The organism is Lacticaseibacillus suibinensis (genome assembly GCF_003946175.1).
GTDB lineage: Bacteria > Bacillota > Bacilli > Lactobacillales > Lactobacillaceae > Lacticaseibacillus > Lacticaseibacillus suibinensis.
The window spans coordinates 116,969-143,512 of sequence record NZ_RHOK01000002.1 but is presented as its reverse complement, the minus strand read 5'-3'; the positions used below and the strand labels follow the sequence as shown (position 1 = coordinate 143,512).

Annotated in this window: 27 protein-coding genes; 17 read left to right on the top strand and 10 right to left on the bottom strand. The window is 53.1% G+C overall.

The genetic code is table 11. The features are described 5' to 3' along the window. The first annotated feature begins 252 nt into the window (after positions 1–252). The 7 genes from EKM90_RS01735 to EKM90_RS01705 all read left to right on the top strand — a co-directional run bounded on the left by EKM90_RS01735 (position 253) and on the right by EKM90_RS01705 (position 7,954). Positions 253–1,077 (top strand): MBL fold metallo-hydrolase, encoded by an 825-nt coding sequence (locus EKM90_RS01735; protein ID WP_125579332.1) that lies wholly within the window; start codon positions 253–255, stop codon positions 1,075–1,077. 96 nt (positions 1,078–1,173) lie between these two features. Next, positions 1,174–2,502 (top strand): S1C family serine protease, encoded by a 1,329-nt coding sequence (locus EKM90_RS01730; protein ID WP_125579331.1) that lies wholly within the window; start codon positions 1,174–1,176, stop codon positions 2,500–2,502. Positions 2,503–3,193: 691 nt separating this feature from the next. Then, entirely contained in the window at positions 3,194–3,598 is a 405-nt protein-coding gene (locus EKM90_RS01725) for an iron-sulfur cluster biosynthesis family protein (protein ID WP_125579330.1), read from the top strand. A 167-nt stretch (positions 3,599–3,765) separates the two neighbouring features. Then, positions 3,766–4,152 carry an Hsp20/alpha crystallin family protein gene (locus tag EKM90_RS01720; protein ID WP_164507808.1) on the top strand — a complete coding sequence of 129 codons (387 nt, stop codon included), beginning with the start codon at positions 3,766–3,768 and terminating at the stop codon, positions 4,150–4,152. Between the two features lie 112 nt (positions 4,153–4,264). Then, on the top strand, positions 4,265–4,690 hold the full coding sequence (locus EKM90_RS01715) for an Hsp20/alpha crystallin family protein (RefSeq protein ID WP_125579328.1): 426 nt from the start codon (positions 4,265–4,267) through the stop codon (positions 4,688–4,690). 164 nt (positions 4,691–4,854) lie between these two features. After that, a complete protein-coding gene (locus EKM90_RS01710) occupies positions 4,855–6,069 on the top strand; it encodes a hypothetical protein (RefSeq protein WP_225422665.1) in 1,215 nt (404 codons plus the stop codon). Positions 6,070–6,142: 73 nt separating this feature from the next. Further along, entirely contained in the window at positions 6,143–7,954 is a 1,812-nt protein-coding gene (locus tag EKM90_RS01705) for a heavy metal translocating P-type ATPase (protein WP_125579327.1), read from the top strand. A 353-nt stretch (positions 7,955–8,307) separates the two neighbouring features. Here EKM90_RS01705 and EKM90_RS01700 read toward each other — a convergent pair whose 3' ends face one another. Then, entirely contained in the window at positions 8,308–9,015 is a 708-nt protein-coding gene (locus tag EKM90_RS01700) for a GntR family transcriptional regulator (protein WP_125579326.1), read from the bottom strand. A 128-nt stretch (positions 9,016–9,143) separates the two neighbouring features. Here EKM90_RS01700 and EKM90_RS01695 point away from each other — a divergent pair, with 128 nt between their 5' ends. The 4 genes from EKM90_RS01695 (at position 9,144) to EKM90_RS01680 (ending at position 12,437) form a co-directional block, all read left to right on the top strand. Continuing rightward, the gene (locus tag EKM90_RS01695) at positions 9,144–9,470 is read left to right on the top strand and encodes a PTS sugar transporter subunit IIB (RefSeq protein ID WP_125579325.1); all 327 of its coding nucleotides are present in this window, start codon (positions 9,144–9,146) and stop codon (positions 9,468–9,470) included. Positions 9,471–9,531: 61 nt separating this feature from the next. Further along, entirely contained in the window at positions 9,532–9,861 is a 330-nt protein-coding gene (locus EKM90_RS01690; protein ID WP_125579324.1) for a PTS lactose/cellobiose transporter subunit IIA, read from the top strand. 420 nt (positions 9,862–10,281) lie between these two features. Then, a complete protein-coding gene (locus EKM90_RS01685; protein WP_125579323.1) occupies positions 10,282–11,721 on the top strand; it encodes a 6-phospho-beta-glucosidase in 1,440 nt (479 codons plus the stop codon). Between the two features lie 302 nt (positions 11,722–12,023). After that, positions 12,024–12,437 carry a YxeA family protein gene (locus EKM90_RS01680; RefSeq protein ID WP_125579322.1) on the top strand — a complete coding sequence of 138 codons (414 nt, stop codon included), beginning with the start codon at positions 12,024–12,026 and terminating at the stop codon, positions 12,435–12,437. A 44-nt stretch (positions 12,438–12,481) separates the two neighbouring features. Here the strand turns inward: EKM90_RS01680 and EKM90_RS01675 are convergent, their stop codons facing one another. Next, positions 12,482–13,588 (bottom strand): SLC13 family permease, encoded by a 1,107-nt coding sequence (locus tag EKM90_RS01675; protein ID WP_125579321.1) that lies wholly within the window; start codon positions 13,586–13,588, stop codon positions 12,482–12,484. A 377-nt stretch (positions 13,589–13,965) separates the two neighbouring features. On the opposite strand from EKM90_RS01675, the gene EKM90_RS01670 reads away from it, so the two are divergent. From EKM90_RS01670 to EKM90_RS01650, 5 genes are all read left to right on the top strand, one after another. Beyond that, positions 13,966–15,054: an NADH-dependent flavin oxidoreductase gene (locus tag EKM90_RS01670; protein WP_125579320.1), complete on the top strand. Its 1,089-nt coding sequence runs from the start codon at positions 13,966–13,968 to the stop codon at positions 15,052–15,054. Positions 15,055–15,120: 66 nt separating this feature from the next. Next, positions 15,121–15,600, top strand: coding sequence for a 23S rRNA (pseudouridine(1915)-N(3))-methyltransferase RlmH (gene rlmH / locus EKM90_RS01665; RefSeq protein WP_125579319.1), 480 nt, complete (start codon positions 15,121–15,123; stop codon positions 15,598–15,600). A gap of 202 nt (positions 15,601–15,802) precedes the next feature. Beyond that, positions 15,803–17,182, top strand: coding sequence for an MFS transporter (locus tag EKM90_RS01660; protein WP_191987458.1), 1,380 nt, complete (start codon positions 15,803–15,805; stop codon positions 17,180–17,182). Between the two features lie 171 nt (positions 17,183–17,353). Next, the gene (locus tag EKM90_RS01655; RefSeq protein WP_125579318.1) at positions 17,354–17,983 is read left to right on the top strand and encodes a helix-turn-helix domain-containing protein; all 630 of its coding nucleotides are present in this window, start codon (positions 17,354–17,356) and stop codon (positions 17,981–17,983) included. A 192-nt stretch (positions 17,984–18,175) separates the two neighbouring features. Beyond that, positions 18,176–18,769 (top strand): hypothetical protein, encoded by a 594-nt coding sequence (locus EKM90_RS01650; RefSeq protein ID WP_125579317.1) that lies wholly within the window; start codon positions 18,176–18,178, stop codon positions 18,767–18,769. 158 nt (positions 18,770–18,927) lie between these two features. On the opposite strand, the gene EKM90_RS01645 is transcribed toward EKM90_RS01650, so the two are convergent. The 4 genes from EKM90_RS01645 to EKM90_RS01630 all read right to left on the bottom strand — a co-directional run bounded on the left by EKM90_RS01645 (position 18,928) and on the right by EKM90_RS01630 (position 22,217). Beyond that, positions 18,928–20,034: a hypothetical protein gene (locus EKM90_RS01645; protein ID WP_125579316.1), complete on the bottom strand. Its 1,107-nt coding sequence runs from the start codon at positions 20,032–20,034 to the stop codon at positions 18,928–18,930. Positions 20,035–20,190: 156 nt separating this feature from the next. Further along, positions 20,191–20,559 carry a DUF1304 domain-containing protein gene (locus tag EKM90_RS01640; protein WP_125579315.1) on the bottom strand — a complete coding sequence of 123 codons (369 nt, stop codon included), beginning with the start codon at positions 20,557–20,559 and terminating at the stop codon, positions 20,191–20,193. A 34-nt stretch (positions 20,560–20,593) separates the two neighbouring features. Continuing rightward, positions 20,594–21,256 carry an MmcQ/YjbR family DNA-binding protein gene (locus tag EKM90_RS01635; protein WP_125579314.1) on the bottom strand — a complete coding sequence of 221 codons (663 nt, stop codon included), beginning with the start codon at positions 21,254–21,256 and terminating at the stop codon, positions 20,594–20,596. Between the two features lie 82 nt (positions 21,257–21,338). After that, a complete protein-coding gene (locus tag EKM90_RS01630) occupies positions 21,339–22,217 on the bottom strand; it encodes a LysR family transcriptional regulator (protein WP_125579313.1) in 879 nt (292 codons plus the stop codon). 108 nt (positions 22,218–22,325) lie between these two features. Between EKM90_RS01630 and EKM90_RS01625 the strand changes: the two genes are divergently transcribed. Then, positions 22,326–22,820, top strand: coding sequence for a GNAT family N-acetyltransferase (locus EKM90_RS01625; protein WP_125579312.1), 495 nt, complete (start codon positions 22,326–22,328; stop codon positions 22,818–22,820). Between the two features lie 13 nt (positions 22,821–22,833). On the opposite strand, the gene EKM90_RS01620 is transcribed toward EKM90_RS01625, so the two are convergent. The 4 genes from EKM90_RS01620 to EKM90_RS01605 all read right to left on the bottom strand — a co-directional run bounded on the left by EKM90_RS01620 (position 22,834) and on the right by EKM90_RS01605 (position 26,293). After that, on the bottom strand, positions 22,834–23,988 hold the full coding sequence (locus EKM90_RS01620; protein ID WP_164507807.1) for a chloride channel protein: 1,155 nt from the start codon (positions 23,986–23,988) through the stop codon (positions 22,834–22,836). 200 nt (positions 23,989–24,188) lie between these two features. Further along, complete coding sequence (locus tag EKM90_RS01615; protein ID WP_164507806.1) at positions 24,189–24,707, bottom strand: GNAT family N-acetyltransferase; 519 nt, start codon at positions 24,705–24,707, stop codon at positions 24,189–24,191. 113 nt (positions 24,708–24,820) lie between these two features. Continuing rightward, positions 24,821–25,387, bottom strand: coding sequence for a TetR/AcrR family transcriptional regulator (locus EKM90_RS01610; protein ID WP_125579309.1), 567 nt, complete (start codon positions 25,385–25,387; stop codon positions 24,821–24,823). A gap of 21 nt (positions 25,388–25,408) precedes the next feature. Further along, positions 25,409–26,293 (bottom strand): SDR family NAD(P)-dependent oxidoreductase, encoded by an 885-nt coding sequence (locus tag EKM90_RS01605; RefSeq protein WP_125579308.1) that lies wholly within the window; start codon positions 26,291–26,293, stop codon positions 25,409–25,411. Between the last annotated feature and the right edge of the window lie 251 nt (positions 26,294–26,544).

Sequence of the window (26,544 nt, the reverse complement as noted above, 5' to 3'; positions counted from 1 at the left end):
CATTACCGCCGTTTTTTGGCGGTGAGGGCTAGTGCGTAGCTAGCTGCTCAGGCGTTGGCCTCACGGAGCGCAACTAGACTAAACTAGCTAAGCGCGGCCTCATTTCACAGCTTCTACAGTTGCGCTCCGGTCGACCAACGCCTGAGCGATTAGCTACGCCAGCTGGCCCGCCACCAAAGAACGGTGGCAAACCAGCCGGCTAGGCTACTCGTCAGGCTAAATGCGGTCGACCTCCGCAGCCTACAAAGAAAGGTGACTATTTTGACAGAGGATTTTGGGATGCGGGTGTCGGTGCTTGCATCAAGTAGTTCAGGTAATGCTACGTATATCGAAACGCCGCAGCATAAGGTGCTAGTGGATGCGGGGTTGTCGGGCAAAAAGCTGAATGATTTGCTGCATAGTATCGATCGGGATCTCAAAGATATCGATAGTGTATTTATTACGCATGAGCACACGGATCATTGCCGGGGCGTCGGGGTGCTGGCGCGGCGGTATCCGCAGTTGACGGTGTATGCTAATGCGCCGACGTTTGCGGCCTTGCCGCGCAGTGTCGGCGAGTTGCCACCAGATCAGCTGCGGGTGTTTGACCGCGGGGCGGCGCTTGATTTAGGCGACCTCGATGTCGAAAGTTTTGGCGTGTCCCATGACGCCGCGGCGGCCCAGTTTTACCAGTTCCAGCATGATGGCAAGCGCTTTGCGATTGTGACGGATACGGGGTATGTGTCCGACCACATCGAAGGCACCATTCGCGATGCCGATGCGTTAGTGATGGAAACCAATCATGATTTGGAAATGCTGCGCGAAGGGCCGTATCCGTGGTCGTTGAAGCAGCGCATTCTGGGTGATTTTGGCCATCTAAGCAATGAAGACGGGGCGAATGCCATCATGGATGTGATTGGGCTGAAAACCAAGCGCATCTACCTTGGCCACTTGTCGCCGCACAACAACATCAAGGCCTTGGCCCATGTGACTGTGGCGAACATGCTCAAAGCGCAAGGCTTGGCAGTGGACCACGACTTCAAAATTTTGGACACCGACCCTGCGATTGCCGATCCATTGTTCACGGTGGGCGCGTAGGGCGAGTAACACGATAATTACTAGCCTTCTTCATATTTTCGTCATACCCACTTTGTACACTTAAACTATCGAAATAAGCGTGTAGGAGGGTCAGAAATGGATAATCAATCACACGATTTCCAAGAAGAACAACCAACCCCGGAAAATCAGCCGAAACCAAAGCGCGGTGGCATCAAGCAACTTGCCATCGTGGCCGTGGTTGCGGCTTTGATCGGGGGCGGCGTTGGTGGCGGGGTCGCCTACTGGGGCCTCAGCCAAAGTAGTAGCGCGGATCTTGGCGTGACGAATACCAGTCAGAAATCTGGCACCACTCAAGTTTCCAATGTTTCAGTGAAGGAAAGCAGCGCTTCGCAAACCGCCTTTGCGAAAGTTGAAAAGGCCGTCGTTTCTGTTATCAATATGCAGAAGTCGCAAAGCACCAGCAGCGGCCTCGATGTTTTCGGCGATATGTTTGGGCAAGATAGCGACTCATCATCCAGTGATAGTAGCAGCTCAGGCAAGTTAGAAGAAGCCAGCGAAGGTTCTGGGGTCATTTACCAAAAGAAAGACGGTAAAGCCTACATCGTGACGAACAATCACGTGGTCTCCGGTTCCGATGCGCTGGAAGTCATTTTGTCTGATGGCACCAAGGTGACTGCGAAATTAGTCGGCACAGATTCGACTTCCGACTTGGCCGTGCTGTCCATTGATGCCAGCAAGGTCACCACGGTCGCCAGTTTCGGTGACTCCAGCTCGATTGCTGCTGGCCAAACCGTCTTGGCGATTGGGTCGCCGCTGGGCTCGCAATACGCGACCTCAGTGACCCAAGGGATTATTTCTGCCACCAGCCGGACTGTGGATGTCACCGATGAAACCACCGGCCAAACCACTGGCCAAGCGACGGTTATCCAAACCGACGCCGCCATCAACTCCGGGAATTCCGGTGGGCCGCTGATCAACTTGTCTGGGCAAGTCATCGGGATTAACTCGATGAAGCTGTCCGGCACCAGCAACTCAGAAGCGACGATTGAAGGGATGGGCTTTGCCATTCCAAGTAACGAAGTCGTTTCTATCATCAATCAGCTGGTGGAAAAAGGGAAAGTCGTCCGGCCGGCCTTAGGGATTGAAGCCCGGGATCTCTCGTCGGTTTCCGCTTCGCAGCAAAGCTCTCTGCTGAAGGTGCCATCGAGTGTCACCTCAGGCGTCGTCGTGGCAGGCTTCACTTCGACCAGTGTGGCCAAGCAAGCCGGGCTCAAGCGCTACGACGTGATTGTCGCCGTTGATGGCACCAGTGTCTCCAGTGTCGCCACCTTGCACACCGCGCTTTACAAGCACGCCGTCGGGGACACCATCAAGCTGACGTACTATCGCGGCAGTGAGAAAAAGACCGTCAGCGTGAAGTTGAGTCAAACCACGGATCAGCTGGACACGTCGAGTTCTAACTAAATATCATTAATGGGAAAAACGGAATGATCCGGTGGAGGTCATTCCGTTTTTTGCTGGCATTGCCAGCAGTTGGTTCTGAATAATCCACGCAGAATTCACCCGACTGTTACCCTTATTCGGAAAGTCCGTTGCATTCGACGATGCGGCGGGCTTTTTTCTGTCAATTTCCAGATGTTGGACAGTGGCCACGCCGAAATGTTCAGGATTACTTTGTCAAGTGTGAATTGTGAGTGGGGACAACTGACCCCTTAACCTGTGGATAAGTCTGTGGATAGTGTTCATAACTTGGATTGTACGTCGTGGATAGTTTTTTACACAGGGTGTGGATGGCCTGTGGATAAGAAAATTTTCTTGCTCACCAAACACCTGTACGGCCTAATGGGACGCGGTTTTGGACAGGGTAGTTCGTGAAATTGAATTATTGGCTAGTGTGGATAACTCGAAATCAAAAATAATTGACTTGATTTTTCGCGACACGAAATCTGGTGTCAAAAACGAAGGTGAACACAATCACTAGGGGTCAAGTTTTTAACCGTGTGGATAACTGTTGGGGATAGCGTGTGTTTGGGTGTGTATGATCACTTTACTGACTATCGTAAAGTAAGTTAATCTTGACTTTATCCCCGCAACTCCGTAATATAGGAGATGGAAAGGTTGTGCACAACCTAAAAACCACGAAAGGGTGAGTCAAATGGAAATCTCAATCAAGCCAGAAGCAAAGACGTACTTAACAGGGAAGGTCTTACCAAGTGAGCACCTGTTCCTCGCCTTAGACGATGGTAGTAGCAAGTACTCAAAGCTCGGCGGCACCTGTGCCATTGGCAACAAGTTCCAGCTGGTGATCAGTGAAGTGGCCGATGGCGATTATGCCGACGTCTTGGCCAATGATGCCGATCTCACCATCACGACTGGGAGCCTGGAGCCGATGTACCTCGGCCATGGGCTCACCCTCGACTATCGCAACGGCGCCCTGAACCTGCGCGATGATAGTGGCGTCCTGGACGGCGCGGTGACCTTAGACCGCGCGCAACCGCTGAGCGATGAGGAACAAGCCCGGCGTGAAGAAATGAAAGCCTTGGGTGGCAAAATCTGCTAACGGGCGCTTAAAAGCACTGCTGCACCGGAACCCGCGGGTGCAGCAGTTTTTTTTAGTTTATTTTTAGCACTCTCTTGACAAGAGTGCTAAAACGACCGATAATACATTATGTAAACAAGGAACGAACGAAACCTTGTTGAGCTGGATATGAAAGGAAGTCATCAATGATGGCAAATGAACTTATGCGCGATCGCTGGTTGGCTGATCCATTCTCTGATTGGCTGGACGCGGTCCCAACCAGTGACCTACCAACGGATATTGAGGAAACTGCCGATGCCTACATTGCGCGGTTGAATGTTCCTGGAGTCACTAAAGATCAGATTGACCTCAATTATCAAAATCAACAGTTGACGGTGGCCGTGCAACAGCCGGCCGCAGCTGGGAACCACAATTACTTGGTTCAAGAGCGGCCGCAAGCGGCAGCCAAGCGGGCCTTTCGGTTGCCGAATGTGGTCGCTAACGCGATTACCGCTGATTTGACGGCTGGGGTTCTGACGATCACGCTGCCGAAGCTGACCCAAGCCGCAGCGGATCATCAGATACCAATTGCTTAAGCATTTTATTTGAATGTCAAAATGGCGACCTGTTAGCCTTGAATTGTTCCAAAGAAGTACGCGCAGAGCAATCAGCGCGACTAGCTCAGATTTTAGAAAGGAAGTTTTGGTTATGGCAAATGACTTGTTGACGCGGAATGACTGGCTGGATGATCCCTTTTTCGATCACTTTGCTCCACGGTTCTTTGACCGCATGATGCCTGATACGAAGGTGCTGAAGACGGACATCAAAGAAACCGACAAGAATTACGTCGCGAAGGTGGATGTGCCTGGCATCAAGAAAGACGACATTCACATCAACTACCAAGACAATGTGCTGAACATCAGTGTGAAGAAGGAAGACTTCAATGACCACAGTGATGACAAAGGCAACATCTTGATGAGCGAACGCGGCTATGGCGCGATGAGTCGCAGCTATCGGCTGCCAAATGTCGACGAAGACAACATCAAGGCGGCTTACGACAACGGTGTGTTGACCATTACCTTGCCGAAGCTGACCGAACAGCAACAAGATCCCCATCACATCGAGATTGAATAGACCCCACTATTCTCATCATCGATACCCATTTTCCTCCTCCCAAAAAATGAGTCCCGCTTCAGATTGCCCAGTCTGAGGCGGGGCTTTTTTGCTCGAAAGGCGAATTTTGCTGGCTGGTTACGGTATTATAGGCAAAGAGATCAAATATAGGAGTGAAAATCATCATGAAAGAAACGGAGCAAGCAAAAATCCCGCCGCAACCGGCGACTGAGCGCTTGACCGTCACCGTGCCAGAAGGGGTATACGCACAGTTGCGGGTGAAACCAGATACCCCAATGCAACTGTTAATCAAAAATGATCGCATCATCATGCAACCAGAGCGGGTGGAGCGCCTGCGGTCCGGGCGACTGAGTTTCATTTGGCCGCTGGCAGTGGCGGCGATTACGGCGTTGGGGGCGTTCGTTTATTGGCTGAGCCAAGGCCTGCGCATGATACCGCTGGATGGCGATGTGTCGGTGGCGAGTTTTACCATTGGCCTAGGGCTGGTTAGCGGGACCTTGCTGTTTGCTGGCTTTTTCATTCAGTCGCGCAATGACCCGGATAACCGCTTTTCCAAGCGGGTGTACTGGCGGAATTTTCCCGTGATCATGATTGCCTTTGTGGTGATCTTGGGCATGTTGCTGCTGGGCGGCTCTTGGGTGCTCGGAACGCTATTTCCTGGGGCGAGTTTCGATCCCTTCACGGCGCTGGTGCTGCTGGTGGTGTTCTTAGCCTTAGCAAATATCTTTATGGTCCAAATGGCGCTGCGCCTCAATGCAACCACGCTGTCGACGCTGTTGACGGTGGTCGTGGTTTCTGGCGCTGTCATTGCGATGGCGTCTAATGGCAGTCGGCGTTGGTGGCAGTATAACCTGAGCTTCTTGGGGACGCAGTTGGCTCGCAACGCTTGGCAGTTCAATCTCACGTTGGTCATGACGGCGCTGGTGATGATCACCTTGGTCGATTACCTGTTTGTGTGTTTGGCGGAGCAGTATCCGCATAACATGCGTCTGAATGTCCTGCGCGGCCTCCTGACGCTGGCGGCGGTAGATCTGGCCTGCATCGGGATTTTCCCGAATAACGCCCAGTTCCACGTGCTGCACGACCGGGTGTCGATGTGGTTGGTATCGATTATCCTGCTCATCATTGTGAGCCTGCGGTGGCTGCTGCCAGGCGTGTCCAAAGAGTTCCTCTGGGCCTCGTATGCCGTGGGGGTACTGGAATTTCTGATGTACATGGGGTTCCAGTTCTTCCGCTATCCCTCATTAACCGCGTTTGAGATGCAAGGCTTTGCCATTGGCTTCACCTGGCTATTGTTTTTGTTCAACCACATGCAAAATCTGATCGCAGCCGGGACTGTAGCGTGGCCAATTGAGTTGTGCCCACCTAAAGAAGAATAATTCTCATCTAACTGGACTTTCTACATTAGAACCGTTATAATTAAGACGGATATTTGATGAAGGAGTGAGATCGGTGAAAAACTATCGTCGGCTTTGGGCGGTACTAGGTGTCGGCATTATCGCGTTGATTTGTGAGTTTGGGCTTCACCACGCGCAGTGGGCGCAAGTGGTCATTACAGTCATCGGGGCGGTGATTGCACTTCTGATGCTGCTTGATATGATCAAAACGCTGCGGAGCGGCTCGTTTGGGGTGGACTTATTGGCCATCACGGCGGTGGTCGCGACCCTGGCGGTTGGTGAGTATTGGGCAGCGCTGATTGTGCTTCTGATGTTGACTGGTGGGGATGCGCTGGAAGACTTCGCCGCCACGAAAGCCAATGCTGATCTTAAGCAATTGCTGGATAATACGCCCACGACGGCGCATCGACTCGTTGACGGCCAATTGCACGATGTCTCGGTCGATGACGTGCAGGTGGATGACATCGTCGTGGTGAAGCCGAGTGAACTGGTGCCAGTCGATGGCGTGGTTACGGCCGGCAGTAGCCTGGTCGATGAAGCCAGTTTGACCGGGGAATCCAAGCCCGTGGAGAAAAACGTCCATGATGAGCTGATGAGTGGGACGGTCAACGGCGATGCCGCCTTGACTGTGCGCGTTACCAAGCGCGCCGCCGACAGTCAGTACCAGGGGATTGTGCGGCTGGTGCAAGAATCCGAAGCGCGGCCGGCGCATTTTGTCCGCATGGCCGATCGCTATGCCTTGCCATTTACGCTGGTGGCATACCTGATTGCCGGCGTGGCTTGGGCCGTGACTGGTAACCCGCTGCGCTTTGCTGAGGTGCTGGTGGTGGCCAGCCCATGTCCTTTGATTTTGGCGGCGCCAGTAGCCATGGTTTCCGGGATGAGCCGCACCAGCCGGGCCGGGATTATCGTGAAATCTGGGACCGCTTTGGAAAAACTTGCTACTGCGAAAACGGTCGCTTTCGATAAAACTGGGACCATCACGCAAGGTGTCCTGGCGGTGGATCAGATTTTGCCGGCAGCCGGCTACACCGCTGATCAGCTCTTGCAGCTGGCGGCCAGTGCCGAGCAGCAATCTACTCATATTTTGGCCCGGTCTTTGGTTAAAGCGGCAGGTAAGGGCCTGCTGCCAGTGGCTGATGCCGAAGAAGTGACCGCGCAAGGGGTGCAAGGCACCGTGAATGGCCAGCTGGTGCGGGTCGGGAAGGCGGCCTTTGCGGAAACTGACCAGCAAGTGGATGCCACCGCGGTCTTCGTTAACGTGGCCGGTCAGTACGCGGGCGTTATCACCTTTACCGACCGCACGCGGCCTGAAGCCAAGCAAACCATTACCGCTTTACACGAATTAGGCGTGGAAAAGACCCTGATGATTTCTGGCGACTCCCAAGCGATTGCGGATAAAGTAGCGGCTCAAGTAGGCCTCGATGAGGTCTACGCTGAACAGCTACCAGCCGATAAAATCGCCGTGCTGGATCAGACGCCAAAAGAAAACCGGCCAGTGGTCATGGTCGGCGATGGTGTCAATGATGCACCTTCTTTGGCGGTCGCTGATGTTGGGATTGCCATGGGGGCGCACGGCGCCACGGCCGCCAGCGAATCGGCCGACGCAGTGGTTCTGCGCGATGACCTAACTAAAGTCGCTTGCGCTGTGATCATCTCTCAAGACACCATGCGCATCGCCAAAGAAGCGGTGTGGATCGGGATTGGGATTTGTACGGTCCTGATGCTGATTGCCAGCGCCGGCGTTATTCCGGTGATCATTGGTGCCTTGTTCCAAGAAGTCGTCGACACCATCACCATCTTGTACGCGCTGCGGGCTCGGACTGGACGGCGGGATGCTGACCAGTATGAGGTTAAACCGGCCTAGCAGGCGTTATCAACGCTTGAGTGCGTGGCGGCGGACAGGAAATACCGTTTGCAGTACGCCGTCAGATGGACCGATAACGGCCGTTTAAAAGCAACGTAAAAGGACTCGTCTTCATGCAGAAGGCGAGTCCTTTTGACTGGTTGGAGCGAATTCTTATGTGCCATACTGGTAAAGGGCAGGTGGTTAGGCTCGCCATCATTCTAAGTGCGCCCCGTTCCGCAGGCTGTTAGTTGCGCTCCGGTTGATCAACGCCGGAGTGGATAGCTACGCTGAAGGCCTCGCCATCAAAGTACGACGGCAATGCCTTCAGCTAGGCTACCCATCTGGCTAAGCCCGCCAACCTCCACAGCCTGTTAATTGCTGCTCAAGTGTGCTGAGTGGAAGTAGAAGTCCAGTCCTGGGTAGCAGTAGACGGTTTGGGAGAAGTTGAAGATGACGTTGTTGCGCATGTAGTTGATCTGGGCCAGCGTCAGCAGGGAGGTGCCTGGCTTGAGGTTCATCAGGTCAGCCTTGTCGGGGCCTAAGGTGGTCATGGATAGGAAGTCATCACTTGAATCGGGATCGATATCGTATGTTTCCTTCACGAAGTCAAACAGCGAATCATCGAGGACGTCGGTGGAAATGAATGGGACGACATCCCGCAGATAGTAGGCTTCCTCAAGGCAATAAAGCATTCCGTTGAAGTAACGCAGGCGAATGATGCGCCACAACTCGGTGTCGTCATTAATCTTCATTTTTTGAGCCAGCGGAATTTCACGCGCCAGCACCCGGTCGAAGGTGACGATTTTCGACTTCAGCGGGCCGCGTTTGGCCAAAGATTTGCCGGCGCCGATGGACAAATTAATGGTCATCGTGCTTTGCAATTGCACATTATTGACATAGTAGCCGCTGCCTTGAATCCGGCGAAGCAACCCGTGTTGATAAACAACATCGATCGCCCGCCTGATCGTATTCCGGCTGACATTAAAGCGTTTCATCAATTCTTGCTCGGTCGGGAGTTTCGATTGGTACTCCCCAGCTTGAATCGATTGAAGCAGTTCCTCCGCGATTTGATGATACATGAGCGCCCCTCCAAACAAATTTTTGCACTAAGCACTTGTTTATTTTGTACCCACGTATTATTATAGCATTGTAATGAAAGCGGTTAAACTTTAACTGCGAAAATTTTAATCAAAGGGAGTTCTTAATTATGGCTGACAAAAAGACAATCATGCTCGTATGCTCTGCTGGGATGTCCACCAGCTTGCTTGTATCCAAGATGCAGAAGGCATCTGAAGCTCAAGGTCTTGATACGGAGATTTTTGCAACCGCTGCCTCCGATGCTGACAACGCATTGGCAACGAAGAACCCAGACATTTTAATGCTTGGACCTCAGGTTCGTTACCTGCTTGGTCAATTCCAGAAGAAGGTTAACAACATTCCTGTCGAAGTCATCAACATGCAAGACTACGGCATGATGAACGGTGAAAAGGTCCTCAAGGAAGCCGTTACCTCAATCGACAACTTCCAAAAGTAAGCTTGCCGTAAAAAGTAACCGGTACCAGAACGCAATAACTAGTTTTTGATGGGAGAATACAATGGCTGAAGAAGAACAGAACATGGACGCAATCATGGGCTTGATCCTGAATGGTGGTAACGCGAAGAGCTCCGCTTTTGAAGCAATTCAAGCCGCCAAAAAGGGTGATTTTGACACGGCAGATGCCAAGCTCAAAGAAGCTGACGGTTTCTTAGTTGATGCGCACAACTCACAGACTAAGATGCTGACGGCTGAAGCTAACGGCGAACACGCTAAGGTTAGCCTGCTCATGGTTCACTCACAAGACCACTTGATGACCAGCATTACGTTCCGCGACTTGGCGGGCGAAATCGTTGATCTGTACAAGCGTTTGGACAAGGAAGGCAAGTAGTCTCCCGCGTTCGCTTGGCAAATAATTTCCGTTTGGCGCTGTGATGGCGCCCCGCCCCTGGCTAGCCAGAGTCGCGAGGCCCAGAGCAGCGCCAAACTTTTGTAAAAGGCTGCGGAGTGGGGCCGCACTTAGCCCGTCACATAGCCTAGCGTTAGGTATTGGCGCGTTTTTTGCGGCGATGCCTAATGCGTAGCTAGGGGCACGGGCGTTGCCCCACGGAGCGCAACTAAAGAAGGCTGCGGAGTGGGGCCGCACTTAGCCCGTCACATAGCCTAGCGTTAGGTATTGGCGCGTTTTTTGCGGCGATGCCTAATGCGTAGCTAGGGGCACGGGCGTTGCCCCACGGAGCGCAACTAGATGCTGCGGGTCGCATTTCGACTGTCACACTCGTCTATTTTATCGTCACAAGGAGGATTTTTTATGAGCAAAGGTTACAAGATGCCGGAAGGCTTTTTATGGGGCGGCGCGATTGCGGCGCACCAAGCTGAAGGTGGTTGGCAAGAAGGCGGCAAGGGCTTAAGTATCGCGGATGTGATGCGCGCCGGCGCCAATGGGGTGGCCCGCATCGAGGACGATGCCGTTTTGCCCGACCAGACTTACCCGAACCACTGGGGTGTTGAGTTTTACTCGCACTACAAGGAAGACATCAAGCTGTTCGCCGAAATGGGCTTCAAGTGCTTCCGGACCTCAATTGCCTGGACTCGGATTTATCCCAATGGCGATGAAGCTGTGCCGAATGAGGAAGGCCTCAAGTTCTATGACGACCTGTTTGATACCTGCTTAGAAAATGGCATTCAGCCAGTCGTCACCTTGTCACACTTTGAAATCCCGCTGAAGCTGGTCAAGGATTACGGCGGTTTCCGCAACCGGGCTGTGGTGGATGCCTTCACCAAGTTTGCCGAAACCTGCTTCCGGCGTTACCACAACAAGGTCAAGTACTGGATGACCTTCAACGAAATCAACAACCAGACCAACTGGCGCAGTGATCATGCCCTACTGCAGAACTCTGGCTTGATTTTGAAGGATGACGAAAACTGGGAAGAAGCCATGTTCCAAGCTGCGCATCTGGAATTCGTTGCCAGCGCTCAAGCCGTTCAAATCGGGCATGCCATCGATCCAAGCCTGCAAATCGGCGATATGATTGCCTTCTCACCAATCTACCCGCTGACCGCTAAGCCAGAAGATGTGCTGTTTGCTCAGCGCGCCATGGATTACCGTTACTACTTTGGCGATGTGCAGGCGAATGGCGAATACCCAGCCTGGGTCCGCCGCTACTGGGACCGCAAAGGTATCCATGTTGATGTCACCCCTGAAGACGAGGCCATTTTGAAGGCTGGCGCCGTGGATTACGTTGGGTTCTCGTACTACAACAGCAATGCCGTTGAGTACAACGAAAACAATCCCGAAATGGACTACGACGAACCGAACTCCAGCGTCAAAAATCCATACGTACCGCGCTCCGACTGGGGCTGGCAAATCGATCCCGTGGGTCTGCGCTATGCGATGAACTGGATGAACGCCCGTTGGCACAAGCCAATGTTTATCGTGGAAAATGGCTTTGGCGCGTATGATACGGTGGAAGCGGATGGTAGCATTCACGACGACTACCGCATCAAGTACCTGAGCGACCACTTGCTGCAAGCCGAAAAGGCGGTGGCTGAAGATGGCGTGCCGCTGATTGGCTACACCCCTTGGAGCGCGATTGACATTGTCTCGGCTTCGACTGGTGAAATGAAGAAACGTTACGGCTTCATTTACGTCGATGCTGACGACGAAGGCCACGGCAGCTGGAAGCGCAGCCGCAAGGACTCCTTCAACTGGTACAAACAAGTGATCGCCACCAACGGCGAAGACCTTTAATGCTTATGAGCGGCATCACCCATTGCGGTGGTGCCGCTTTTTTAAGAATCATTTGAGGCACAGCGGATAGAGGCGGTGCGCCTCCGCCGCCCCGCCTGTACCCGCTTCATAACAGTAGGGTGAGAAAACAGCATCAGTCTCCCGGACTGATAATGACCGATTGTTGAGAGCACATGCCGATTAGTGAACGCATCGAGCAATTAAGCCATGAAAAATCCCACGAAGGCCCCATGTGAAATCCTTCCTAAGTCGTATGCCGATAAATATTCTGATTGGTATAGTGACAACAAGGAGGGGAGCACATGAAACGGGCTGGGTTGAATTGCGGCGCATTAGTGATCATTGTGGTGGCAGTGCTGTTTGGTATGCCGCTGATGACGCGCAATCAAACCACCCAGGCCGCAGCGGCGATTGACTATTTGAACCCGGTCGTGCCATGCACCACGGTTTATGTCTCGACCCAAGCCAAGCAAGTGGAGTGGCTCCCCAACGCGCATGGCGGCCGTGATTATCGCTATGAACTGACCGCCTATGATCGGTGCGGGATGCCGCGCCAGCTCTTGATTCAAGTCACGGATCAGCCGCTTGCCCCTGACACCTATCTGGCGGTGAAAACGAAAGGGCAGAAGGTGCTGCGCTGGCAGCCGGTCAAACGAGCCGCGTTACCGGATAAAATCCGCGCCAAGCTCACGCCGGGCGCCCTCGAAGCCAACTAAAACGCGCGCCAACTCAATTGCAGTTGACGCGCGTTTGGTTTCTACTAATAAACAAAATCGAGAATGAGCCAGCCCATCACACCCAGCACCAACAGACCGATGATGTTGAAGGCGAAAAAGCCGAGGAAGAACTTGCCGGGGTGATGGTTGCCCCAGTCGGTGTATTCCTTGTACACCAGCAGGTTACACATTGAACCGACCACCGTACCGAGGCCCCCAATATTGGAGCCAAGAAACAGTGCCGCGGCGTAATTGGTGAATTTCCCAATCAGCACCGTTGATGGTACGTTGGAAATCAGCTGACTGCTGAGAATGCTGGTGAGGAAAACAGAGTGGGCGCTGCTCATCAAGCTAGAGATGAGATTGACGACCCAGGGAATCTGCTGAAGGACGCTGACAATCACGAAGAAACCGGCGAAGGTCAAAACGATTGCGTAGTCGACATTCTTCATGATCTCGCGGTTGTAGACACTGGCCAACAGAATCGCGGCGATGGCACCAACGTACGAAGGGATGAACTTGAAGACCCCGGCAAAAATCAACAGCGCCACGATGCAGGTAATCACCGTTGGCCGCGTTTGAATGTGGATGTCTTGGAACTCAACGGTTGGTAGTGGTTGTTTTGGAATGAACAACACAAACCCAGCCAGCAAAATGATGCTGGCAATTAGCAACGGCGTCGACCAGCCGAAGAACTGACCGGCGGTAATCGTGTAGTGGCTCATCAGGTAGATGTTGTGCGTATTCCCAAATGGGGTGAAGGCACTCCCGAAGTTGGCCGCCATGCCGATCAGGGTCACTGGTAGAATTTCGCGTAAGTTATATTTTTTGGCAATTTGAAGGTACAACGGCACCAGGGTGATGACGGTCACGTCGTTGGTGAGCACCATCCCGGCGACGAGCGCCAGCCCGACGAACATCACCAGCAGCTGCCTGGAGTCAGCGGCAATACTGGTTAACCGGTAAGCGAAATAATCGAGGATGTGCAGGTATTCAAAAATCTGGATGACCGTCATCATCCCGAGAATCGACCAGAGTGTTGAAAAGCTGATGTCCGCAAGTCGTGGCTTAGCAACGAACAGGCTCAGCACTACCAAGGCAGCGGTGATCTGAAGCACCCGGTCTTTGGCAATGTTTTTGATTACAGTCATATGTTTTTACACGCTCCAAAATTGACTCAACACTACTATTCTGCACTTAAAAAACAAGTGAAACAATGGAGCGTGTGTAAAACTCGTGTAAAACACACGCTAAGGTAAATTATACGGATGACGGGTAAAAAAGGCCAAAAAGATGCATCTAAATGCTATCAAATCGGCATTCTATAAATTTACTTGTACGGCGAGACCAAAAAACAGCATCGGGGGTAATGTGTAAAAAGTGGGCAATAAGTCGTTACATTGTCAATCATTAGCGAACAATTACCGCTGCGGTCACCGCTTATTTGACCGAATCGCCGGTGGCACTTGTGCTGGAATGAGCTTATAATTAGTAAGCGACAAACAACACGAACTGAGGGGGCAGTGCAATGGTTAAGTTCAATGAGTCACTGAAGTTGCGGTCTGGGGTCACTTTACCAAATCGCCTGATGATGTCGCCGATGACGACGAAACAAAGCTTTTTTGATGGTACTGTAACGCAGGACGAAATCGCCTATTATCACGCCCGGGCGAAGGGCCTGGGCGCCGTCATTACCGGTGCCGCCAATGTGCAGCCAGGCGGCAAAGGCTGGCCAGGCGAGCTAGGCATTGACCGAGACGCCGAAATTCCGCAACTGGCAGCGCTGGCTGGGGCGATTCATGCCCAAGGCGCTAAAGCCATCGTGCAGATTTTTCATGCCGGCCGGATGACGGATCGGGCCACGCTGAGTGGTGAGCAGCCGGTGTCGGCCAGCGCCGTGGCCGCAGAACGGGCCAATGCGGAAACCCCGCGGGCGATGAGCACTGCAGAGATTCAGGCTACGATTGAAGCGTTTGGTGCGGCCACGCGCCGCGCGATCGCGGCCGGTTTCGATGGTGTGGAATTACACGGGGCTAATACTTACTTGTTGCAACAGTTCTTCTCCCCGCATTCCAACCGGCGGACTGATGCGTTTGGTGGTTCTCGAGACAAGCGGTACGTCTTTATTCAAGCCGTGATTGACGCGGTGATGACGGCGGTACGCGAAACGGCCGACCGTTCGTTTGCCGTGGGGTATCGCCTGTCGCCAGAGGAATATGAAACACCGGGCATTCGCCTTGACGATACCTTGTGGTTGGTGGATCAGCTGGCCCGGCAGCCGCTGGACTATTTGCACGTGTCACTCAATGACTATCAGCGGGTGGCGCGGACCGACGTTGTTGACCGTAGTATTCTGGCTGTGGTGCATGAGCAGTTGGCGGGCCGCTTGCCCTTAGTCGGCGTGGGCGGCGTGCGGACCCGCGAAGACGTCGAAAACGTGCTGAGCACGACAGAATTAGTGGCAGTGGGCCAGCAGCTGCTGTATGACCCGACCTGGGCCGTGAAGCTGGGGCAAGGGGCCGATGCAGCGATTTACACCGGGCCATTTGAAGCGGCGCTACATACGACGCCCATGAGTACGCCGTTGTACGATTTCGCCAGCCGGTGGTTTAAGTAAACGCGAGCGTCTGCGAGGAGCAGGCGCTTTTTGCTATACTGAACAGGAAAGCAGAGGCGAACGAACATGAATATCAAAATTATCGGCGTGGGCAAGCTGAAAGAAAAATACTTTAAAGACGGGATTGCCGAGTATCGCAAACGCCTGACCAAATTTGCCAAGGTCGAGATTGTGGAAGTGGCTGACGAAAAAGCCCCAGAGTCGCTGTCTGAGGCCGAGATGACGCAGGTCAAAGCCATTGAAGGCGAACGGATTTTAGGCAAAATCAAGGACAAAGAATGGGTCATTGCGCTGGCCATCGAGGGCAAACAGCGGCCCAGCGAAGTCTTTGCCAAAGAAATCGAAGACCTGACGACCTATGGCCATTCCGACATTACCTTCGTGATTGGCGGCTCGCTGGGCTTGGCGCCGGCGGTGATGAAACGCGCAAATGATACCTTGAGTTTTGGCAAGCTCACCATGCCGCATCAGTTGATGCGGCTGGTGTTGATTGAGCAGATTTATCGCGCGTTTATGATACAGATTGGGAGTCCGTATCATAAGTGATGCGGCAGTCTTGGCGAACCGATTTGTTTTGTCGGTTCGGGCGGCTTTAACAGCTTCAATCCTCGCTGGTGAACCGACTATCAGACAACGGATAGTCGGTTTTTTGCATGCCGTGGTCTGGCAACAGGTTGTGCTTACGCGAAGCAAAATATTGTGCTAGGTTGGAATTTGTTAGCAAGCTATCAAATTTCAGGAGGCAACGGTGTACGAAAAGAAAATCACGCCAAAAGTCGTTGGCGCAATTGTAGCCACAGGGTTGATGTCGTTTTGCGGGGTGATGGTCGAAACCGCGATGAATATCACGTTTCCCACTCTAATGCACGAGTTCAAGATTGCCACCAACACGGTACAGTGGATGACAACACTGTATCTGTTAGTGGTGGCGGCGATGGTGCCGCTCTCGGCGACGTTGAAGCGGCGGTTTAAGACGCGCAGTTTATTCTTGGTGGCGATTAGCCTGTTCATCGTCGGTGTAGTTCTTGATGGTGCGGCCCCGGCGTTTTGGGTGCTCTTGTTGGGGCGCGGGGTGCAAGGTCTGGGGACTGGCATCGCACTGCCCTTGATGTTTAACATCATTCTGGAGCAAGTGCCGCCGAGTCAAACCGGCATGATGATGGGGGTCGGCACGATGATTACTGGCGTGGCGCCGGCACTCGGGCCAACTTTTGGCGGGCTGGTGGTGTCCGCGTTGTCATGGCGCTACATTTTCGTCTTTTTGTTGCCAGTGTTGCTGATCGCGTTGATCTTGGGGTTGGTGTGCATTGAACAACATTCCCGGCTGGTCGCCGCCAAAACCGATCCGCTTAGCGTGATTCTGATCATCCTCACGTTTGGTGGCTTGATCTACGGCATTTCTAACTGGGGCTCCCAGCCGCTATTCAGCTGGTCAGTGGCTGGCGCGTTGGTGCTCGGCTGCTTCGCGCTGCTGGGCTTTGTGCAGCGGTCGTTGCGCCTCCAGACGCCGATCATCAACCTACGTCTGTTGAGCAATCAGACGTTCGTCGAGAGCCTGCTGGCGTTTTTGTGCGTGCAAATCGGCGCGCTGGGGATGAGCTTTCTGTTGCCCAACTACATTCAGTTGGTCAATCACAGTTCGGCGCTGGTCGCCGGCCTGGTGGTGCTGCCGGGCGCAGCCATTGGCGCGGTTGCCGGACCGTTGAGCGGACGCTGGTATGATCAACGTGGCGCCAAGGCGCCGTTACGCAGCAGTGCCATCATTGCCCTCATGGGTACCTTGGGACTGTGGGTTTGGGGCAATCACTTGGATGACGTGGCAATCTTGGTATTGTATCTGTTGTTCATGCTGGGGCGCGGCTTGGGTTATGGCAATATCATGACGTTTGGCTTGAATCAATTGCCGGAAGCCACGTATCCCGATGGCAATGCAATTTTCAATACGGTTCAGCAATTCGGGGCCGCGCTGGGGGTCGACTTGGCGGCGGCCATCGTTGCGGCCGGCCAGGCGCAGGCCACTTCGCGAGTCGCCGGGACGCTCACCGGCAGCGTGAATAGTTTCGCGGTGTTGACGGTGTTGACTGCCATCGAACTGGGGCTGCTTTGGCGAGTGACCAAGCGCAGCTAAAATCGCGGCAGCAAACAGGACCGCTCTTTCGCATCATAAGTGATGGCGCTCAGGCGCGTCGAGTAGCGGCCTCCGCGTGGCATGCAACAAATCTCGTCATCGTATTGACGCGCCTTCACTATCCGATTAATGAGGCTCGTGGCATAATTGGGCCGAAGGGATGCGATAGCGATGACGTTCGGCACTCGCCTGAAACAATCAAGACAAAAACAGAATCTGACGCAGCAACAACTGGCAGACCAGCTTCATGTCAGTCGCCAAACGATTTCAGGGTGGGAGAATGGACGTACTTATCCAGATATTGATGCTTTGATTGCGCTGAGCGATTTATTTGGCTTGTCACTGGATGATTTCATTCGGGGTGATCATAAGCTGGTTGGCGATATGCGAGCGAAAGCACAAGCGGCGACGAAAGCGCGGCGGGCTTATTGGGTCCTGCTGGTCGCAGTTGCGATTTTGATGGTACTGGTTTTAGGTGCTCTGTTTGATTGGCCGTGGTTGCAGACGCCGCCACTGGTTCAAGCCATGCTTGTGATGGTGCTGAGTTGCAGTCTCGCAGCGTTGCAGTTTATCCGACAGCGGTATTGGTATCTAAGGCAGCCTAAACTGTTACCTATCTATACGCGGTTTGCCATCTTGTTTCTAGGCGTCATCGCCTTTCTCGTCCTATTGTATTTGGCCTTTGGTTTGAGCCTCGAATTTTATGCTGCAGGTGGCGCAGCACTAGCGGTCAGCGGCGTTGCGTTAGGCCATGCCATTAGACACCCTGATGATAATTTTCCGAGTGATAGGGGAGCTTAGGATAAGTCTGACCAAGGCGATTGCTGTAGCATCCTGGGATGACCATACAATCAAAGAAGCTGAAAGCGGCGATGGAGTTAAGGCTGCTTTGGCACGCCGCTCAAAAGGCGAAGCGCTGAGATTGCATGACACACGAAAGCATCGTAAACTACCAGAAACAATGCTGGTAATCTCCTGCAGTGGGGTGATGCAATGAACGAAATCGTTTTTGTCAGGGATCGGTTAAATGTCGTTGATGCCCAGTTTTTTCATCATGGGATGGCGCAGGGTAAGGTTTACTCGTGGTATTTGCCCTCATATCGGCAACCGTATACTCGCGTTGGTCAGGTGGTGCGGCTTCATCTGCCGGGATTTAGACGTAACGTCCAAATTCTGGCACTGCATTTTGAGCTTGAGGCTGAAGCGACGTATCAAAGCTTTCCTGCTATCAGGGGCGTGAACGGTTGGCAAGTGCAACATATTCGGGAGTTTTTAAAGGAGCGCGGCTACCAAGTTTATCAGGAGCGGGTGTTTAGGGGACTGAAAAATCAAAATGGTACCCCTTTGCCTGTTGATTTATGTTTCAAAGTGGCAGGGCAATGGGCCTTCATCGAGTACAACGGGATGCATCACTATCTCAGGGACAGACCACATTTTCAAAATTATGCTGCTAACATGGAGGTTAAACGTCGATGGTGCCAGAATCATCAGGTGCCAATGCTGGAGATTCCATATTGGTGGCAAGATCAGCTCGATTCACTCGTGGCCCGTTTTTTGCAAGCTATCAGTCAGCAGCAGAAAGTTTGAAAACCTCAATCAGAGGCTACATTGTTGGCTATGCTGTTTCAGACCACTGCTTTGTTTTTAGGCTTTATATTGAACCAGAAATGGCAGCAATCCCGCTTGGGATTGCTGCCATCTGTTTTGCTCTGGCCACTCATTTAAATGAGTCAGGCGTAACCTACTCATTTAAACAGAGGCTTAAGATCCAGCTTCACCACCCGGTCGGCGTGAAAATCGAGGTCGACATGCCGGTACTTTTCAGCCGCCGATTCGAACAAAATATAAATATCGTCACCGTCCACTGCGGTTTGCTCCATGTAAGGCGGTAAGGTGGCGGATTTCACCACGTCATCAGCGTCAAAATCAATCCAGGTTTTGCTACCGTCATTGTCGAAGCTGATCAACTTCGAAGATTGTTGCCCAAATGATTGGGAAAACAGGAGCCGATTGGCGGTGACGCTGACGCCTTGCAGGCGGGTGAACGTAGTGTAGTTATGCGCCCCGCGCAGCTGGGTGGTAGCGGCTTGAGTGGTGTCGGGCAGACCGTGCTGGTTGACGGGATAAGCCATCAGACTACCTTGACCGCCTTGATCAAAGTAGCCCACCAGAATTTTGCCGCCGTAATAGGTGGCGTAGGAAGCGCGCTTGAGTTGCGGTAAGGTTACAATTTGGTCGAACTTCGTGGCGCGGTGGTGGCGCGCAAAGTTGGCCTTTTTCAGGGTGACCAAATTATAGGCGGATAACGAGGCCTGTTGCGTGGTCGTTTCGGTGGTCACCCACAACCGGTGATACTTCGTGTCATAGGCGAGGCCGCCAACGTGGGAATTACGCGGTAGGACGATGGTTTTGAGGTACCGGCCGGTTTTCTTACTCAGCAGGAAAAGCACCGAGTGGTATTGCTTGTCGCGGCTATAGGCCGAAATAATGACGTATTTGGGCGTGATGGCTAACCCCTGTGGATCCATTTTTTTGCTGATGCCCACGGTGGATTTAGCATTCATCTTGAGCGTTTTGGTCGTCTTCAGCCCAGGGATGACGTACAAGCGCGGCCGTGGATCTTTGCTCATCGCCGGTTTGAGATTAGGGTACAGCTTGAGCAACTGCTGATTAAAAGTCTTTTGCGTCGCCGTGATTGGGGAAATACTGGTGCCATCAACTTTCACGGTTTTAGTCGGGTCATCTTCTGGTCCGCTGGCTTGCCTGGCGCCGCAGCCAGTTAGCAGGATGATCATCGATAATAGCAGTAGACTCAAAAAGCCTTTAAAGTTTCGCCATGTCAGCTTGTTCATTGTTAGCCCTCATTTCCAACCCATTTCAAAGTGGTCGTGCCTTGCGCCATGACCATTATATAACATGCTGGCATCCGCCAGCGAGGCGCACAAAGGGGCACCCCGGTGTTGCGGGGTGCCCCTTTTGACCTGATGTGTGTTTGCCGCTAGTGCCTGTTACCTTGCTAGCAGTCCAATGAGCAGCGTGATGGCAGCTGGTAAACATTGAATGAAGAAGATTTTCTTGGTCGCCGTGAAGCCGCCAACGAGGCCGACGATCAAGACAAACCCAGCCAGTGCCATCCGCACCAACCAAGTCGTGGGATTATCCGCCAACAAAAAGGTGAACAAGAACAGGGCGCCGAGCGCACCGTTGTAAATGCCCTGGTTGATGAGCGAAGTGCGCGCCGGAGCCTGACTAACAAAGCTCAATGGCATCGCAAAGGCTTGGGCCTGCGTCTGCGGTGAGGCCCAAAGCTCTAGGCCCATGATGCCGAGGTGAAGCACCCCGAGCAAGCCAATTAAGATGAGAAAGAGAATGGTCATGAGAACCTCCAGTTTTACTTATACAGGATTTGGCTCACGCCAGCTTGCGACTGGCCTCGATGGCGGCCATGAGATCAGCCAGCGGCGTCTGTTGGTTGAGTTGGTAAGAGAGCCAGTGTTGCTTGTTCATGTGATAAGCCGGCAGCGCCGTCCCAGCTTGAAGCTTGGCGGTGATGGTTGCCGGTTCCGCGCGGACAATGAGTAAATCCACCAACTCGCTGCCAGCCAATCCTACTTTGTCCGCGGCGACCTTCACTAACAAGGCGTACCATTTGCGGTTGTCGGCGCGGCGAATGATGGCGTTGTTGGGGAACTTTTGCCAAAGAAACTCAGGCGTTTCGTTGTACTTGGTGGTGAGTTCGGCGATGATGGCGGCGCTTTGACCGGAGGCAAAAGTCGTGGAGGTAAAGCATTTGGCCGCGATGTCTTCTAGCACGGTGAGATAAGCGCCCCGCACTTGACCAACGAATAAGCCTGAGTTGGCTGGATCGAGATGGAGCACATAAGGCGCGCCGTTATCGCCGTCGATGACCGTGGTCGTGACGGTATCACCGTGAATAGTGACCGTTAGTTGCAACTCGCCGACCAAAGGGCTGGTGTATGCCCAATCGGTACCGCTGCCTTTGAATCCGTACTCGGCGAACTTCGGCCAGTCGGGTTGCCGATTGGCGAAAACTGTTTCTTGAATAGACGACATGAATTGACCAGCTTTCAGGATGCATTGCTACCTTGATTATATAACAAATCTAATGGGGCGGAAGGCGACCTTGCGCGCAGGGTCAGGCCTCGGCTTGGAGGTGCTGTTTGACCAGCTGGGCAAAAAGGGTGGCGGCTGGCGTTGGCGTGCGCACCGCCATCACAGCGGTTAGAGTCTTTGTCGGCATCTTGGTTGGCACTGCGCTTAGCGCCCCGCTGGCTAATTCATTCGCCACGCAAAAGGTTGGGAGCACCGCCAGGCCAAGGCCACTGGCGACACTTTGCTTGACGGTTTCCAAGCTCCACAGTTCCATCGCTGGCGGCAAGTGAATGCCACTGGCGGCTAAGTAGGCGGTGAAGAACTCTTGGTACTGCGCGCGCTGGTCATTTTCAATCTGGCCAATTGGTTGAGTTTGGTGCGGCGTGATGAGGTCGATCGTGGGGGCTAATTCAGACGCCGCGACGACACTGATAGGATATTGCGCGAGGGTAGTGACCTGATAACCGGCGGGGTAGTCGCGCACGTTGTAATGTAAGGCCACATCGAGGGCGCCGGCCATCATTTGGGCATACAAATCGTAACAGTTGAGTACGCGCAAGCTGAGGGTGACTTGAGGTGCGCGTTGTTTGAAGGCGCGCAAAATGGGCTGCAGCTTGTAGGTCAGCAGTGTTTCCGGGACCCCAACAAGCAGTGGCCCAGAGAGCGCGGCTGGATGGGCCGCCGCGGTTAAAGCCTCGGCATCTTGAAGGAGGCGCTCAATTAACGGCAATGCCGCTTGGCCCGCGGCGGTTAACTGCACCTTGCGGCCGTTACGCACAAATAAGGTGGCGTCAAGCTCACGTTCAACTTGGTGGACCTGAAAGGTAATGGTCGACTGGGCATAATTCAACTGGATGGCGGCCAGCTGAAAGCTAGCGAGCCTAGCGACGGTTTGCACCGTCAGCAGATATTTGAGATTCAAAAGCGGCCTCCGTTCAAATTATTTGAATTTTGAGTTTGAAAAGTTCAATTTTATTGAATGGCTTTTTACAATTATACTCATAGTTGCTTTAAAGAAGGAGGTCCAGTTATGAAGATTCAACCACTGACCCAAACGGCGCACCACACCGCCGAGCTCGTCGATCTGATTAACTATTGTCAAAACATTGAGGCGAAGCTAGCCATCACCATGGCTGAGCAAGACGATATTTTTCAAATTGATGCTTACTATCGTCGGCGCGGCGGCGAATTTTGGGGCGCCAGCGCCGACGAGCGGCTGGTAGGGTGTATTGCCTTGTTGCCGCTGAATGATGAGACTGCCGTGCTAAAAAAGTTCTTCACTTATCCCGAATTTCGCGGCCAGCCTCATCGTTTAGGGCAAGCGTTGTTTACTACTTTTTTGAATGCTGCTCAGGCGCAAGGGTTTAAGCGGATTGTGCTCGACACACCAGAAAATGAGCATCGGTCCCATCACTTTTATGAGCGCCAGGGGTTTGTGCGCATCAGCCGCGAGCAACTTGGCGGCCAATATGCTTTCCCCGATCGCGATTCAAGATACTACGCACTGAAGCTGGTCCAGGCCTAATCCTGGTGACAGTTTAGGCGGTTGTCCGCGCTTGCTGCAGTTTTTGTCCCAGCATCACTGCGGCAGCGGCTAAGGCAATCGCTGGTAGCAACGTCAAGGGGCAAAATAACGCCACCATCACTGCCGCCAAGGCAGGATGGTGCCCCAGCACCACCATCATAGCGGTCGCCGTTACCGCTACTGTCAGCATGGTGTCGACTTGTGGCAACCATGCGGCTAGGGCAAAACCTTGCGTCAGGCCGACGAACAGCAACGGAAAGAGATCGCCACCGCGCCAGCCGAAATTCAGGCACAACCGCATAAAGATTAGCTTGAACACCGCGAGTAGCGTGAGCAACCAAGGCGTTGCATGCTGCATGGCCAGTAGCCAGTCCACGCTGTGCTGGCCAGAGAACAGCAAGGCTGGTTCCACTTGGGCGACCAGAAAAATAAACCCCGCGCCAGCGGCGACCTGACCCCAAAGCGGCAGCTTAATTTTTGCCAATCCAGTTTGCAGGCGGCGATCCAGGCGCTGGTAAAGCAAGGCCACGCCCAACGCTAAGGCCAGCACCCAGAGTTGTTGCCACTGCCAGTCGCTAGCGCCGAGTACCGTCCGCAGTTGCGGCTGATGCCACTGCTGGAGCAAATATTTGGCCACCACGAGGCCATTGATGATCAATGACGCCATCATGACATGTTTAAGCGTGCGCTTTTCCGGCAGGGCTTCGGGGTCATAAGGCACTAGATAGGCGGTGGGATGAAGCAGACGCCAAGGCGCTCGGCGCCAAGTCGTAAAGTTAAAGTACAGGTACCGCAACTTATCTGCGACCCAGACTGAAGCGGCAACGATTGCGGCGGTCAGCGCCGCTTCCGGCCCTACGCCTGCCCCGGCGACGAGGATGATCATCGTGATGGCCAGTTCCGCCCCTAATTCTCGCGCCGTCGATAACTGGCCCGCTTTGAGGCGCTTCATTGCGCTTTGCGCGTTGGCTGGTAAGGCTGGCCAGCGCCACCGCATCAGCCACAGTAACCCAGCCCCAACGGCAATCACCAACAGCTCGCGCCACCAGACGTTGCCGGCCCAGAGCACTGCTGTGAGTTGATTTTCGACCGTCAAAAATAAGGCGGCCAGCACTGCCAGCCCTGCGCTGAACCCTAATCCGACTAGCCATAACGTCATGACCCGCATTTGTTCGCCTCCTGAATACGATGAAGAGCTTAGCATGCAGGTGTGACGAAATGATGAAGGCCGCCATTTCTAGGCGGTTCGATGCGCGAATGTGAGGAGGCACGTGAAAAAAGCGTAGGAAAAGCGGTCATTTGACCATCTTTTCCTACGCTGGTTTTTGCGGCGGCGTTGCTTGAATATCCTTTGGCCCCGCCACGTTGCTATCGAGTTTTCGCCATCACTACTGTGGTTACGAACACGCCATCTTCAATAAAGTCGTTCACAATCCGACCCTCTTCCACCATGCCCAGGCGCTGCAGGACATGCTGCGAGCGCTGATTGCGGGCATCAAACATGCCTTCCACCCGGCGCAAAAGAAGCTGGTTAAAACATAGATCGCACAGCGCTTGGGCCGCTTCGGTGGCATAGCCGTGGTGCCAGTAGTCTTGGTTAATGACATAACCGATTTCGGCTTTAAGATTGGCCGCATCTAAATGTAACTCAACCGCACCAATAAACTGGCCTGCCAGCGTCACAGCGTATTTGCCCAGGGGCTGGCCCATCCAATAATCGGCCAAGCCAAGCAGCGCGTCATCGAGACTTTTATATTTCAGGGCAGTGTTTTCTGGCTCTTGGGCGATTTTAAGCAGTGCCGACGCATCGGCTACTGTAAAAGGCCGGAGTACCAAGCGTTCGGTGTTTAAAATTTGATTTTTCAGTAAGGCAATTTTGGGATTCATTAGGCGACCTCGAAAGAAACATTTAAGCTGATTATACGCCTTCAACATGCACAAGGGGGTGGCAGGAATTGCAACGGTACTGAGCTGATTTGCATCGGCGATTATAAATTGGATTAGTGTTTTAAAGCTTTAACGGCGACATCAATGGCCTGCTCAATCGTTGCTTGATTAACAGGATCAGTGGCTGTTTGTAACACAATCGTCGGTAAGCTGACCACCGCGGCGACAATCACTGCGGGGGCATCAGTAAAGTCAGGTGAGGCATTAAGCCGCTGAAATAATTGAACCAGCGGCTCGGCAGTGCCTTGCCCATAGGCCCGGGCTGCATCATCCAGTAACTCTTGGTTGGTCCATAAAGCCGAAACAAAGTGTGCTTCCCGGGGATGTGCCAGGGTTTGCGCAATGGAAAAGTGCAGCGCGGCGCGGAGTTGGGCCTCGATCTCTGCTCCGGCCGCGGCGATGGCCTCAGCTAAGCCCTGATGCAGGTCATCTTTGACCTCTTCGTACAAACGGCTCAACATATCGGTTTTATCTTTGTAATTGAGATAAATGGTGGCTGGACTCACGCCGGCACGTTTGGCAACTTTAGCAGTGGTTAAATTGGTGAAGCCATCTTGCTGGGCAAGGGCAATCACAGCGGCCTTGATGGCTCTGGTTTTGTTTTCGTCTTTTGTTCTCATAGCCTCACGTTAACTAATCAGTCAGTTTTCGTCAAGCCAAGGCTGAAGCTTGGCCATGCAATCGTTCCAAAGTGCCAACGCTTTAGCGGGTGAATACTCGCCAGTGGCTGGGGCGATTTGACGTTTCTTGTTGTCGAAAAATTTACCGCTGACCCCTTTAACGGTAGCGCTGGTCGCGAGGAAAACATTGGTCACGGCGCCTTGTTCTGCGGTTGCGACATGCAAGGTCTTACCAATCGCCAAGGCGACTTTGTAAACGAGATTATTCCAAAAACCATTGTCGCTGGCTTGGCCAAAATTAGTCGCTGCCATGCCGGGATGCGAAACGTTGACCGTGACATTGGTGATGCCGGCCTGCTGTAGTTGGGCCGCCATGTGCTGGGTATTCCAAATCACAAAAAGTTTGCTAATTCCATAGCGGGTTTGGCCGGAGGCAACGTGTTCCAGATTGAGGTCGTTCATATCAGGGTGCGCCATGCGATGAGTCCCTGAGGACATGTTGATAATGCGTCCATCATCCGACTTTTGTAGTTTCGGCAAAAGCAGTTGCGCGAGGAGCAGTGGGGCCAGCACATTCAGTGCCATCGTTCCTTCGAAGCCGTCGACCGTTTCAAACCTTTTGGCATCTAGCACGGCGCCGGCATTGTTAATGAGAACATCAAGGTGATCATATTCATCATTGAAGGTAGTCACCATGTCTTTGACCGCTTGCATGGAAAAGAGATCGGCAATCAAATAGCTGACATGAGCATTACCAGTGGCTTGTTGAATTTCCGCGACAACCTGTTTCGCTTTTTGAGCATTCCTGCCGTGGATAATGATGTGATGGCCCTGGGCGGCGAGCGCGCGGGCCGTTGCTTTGCCAATGCCGGCAGTGGCACCGGTGATTAAGATTAACTTGGACATAGATAGACTCCTTCTTGACCAGTTCAAAATACAGCGAGAAGCCGCAATCAACTCGCTGCGGCAATCAGCCACCCAATGGCACTTGCTTGGCGGCCGTTACTAAAAAGTGCAGAGAGTTGCGGGTGCAATCAATAATAACTAATTAGTCAGTTATAATCAAGCTTCGTTTTTTGCTAGGTTTTCAAAGCGGCATGAGTTGATGAAATTTTAGTTTCTTGTTAGTTGATTAATTCTCGCTCAAGTTAACAACT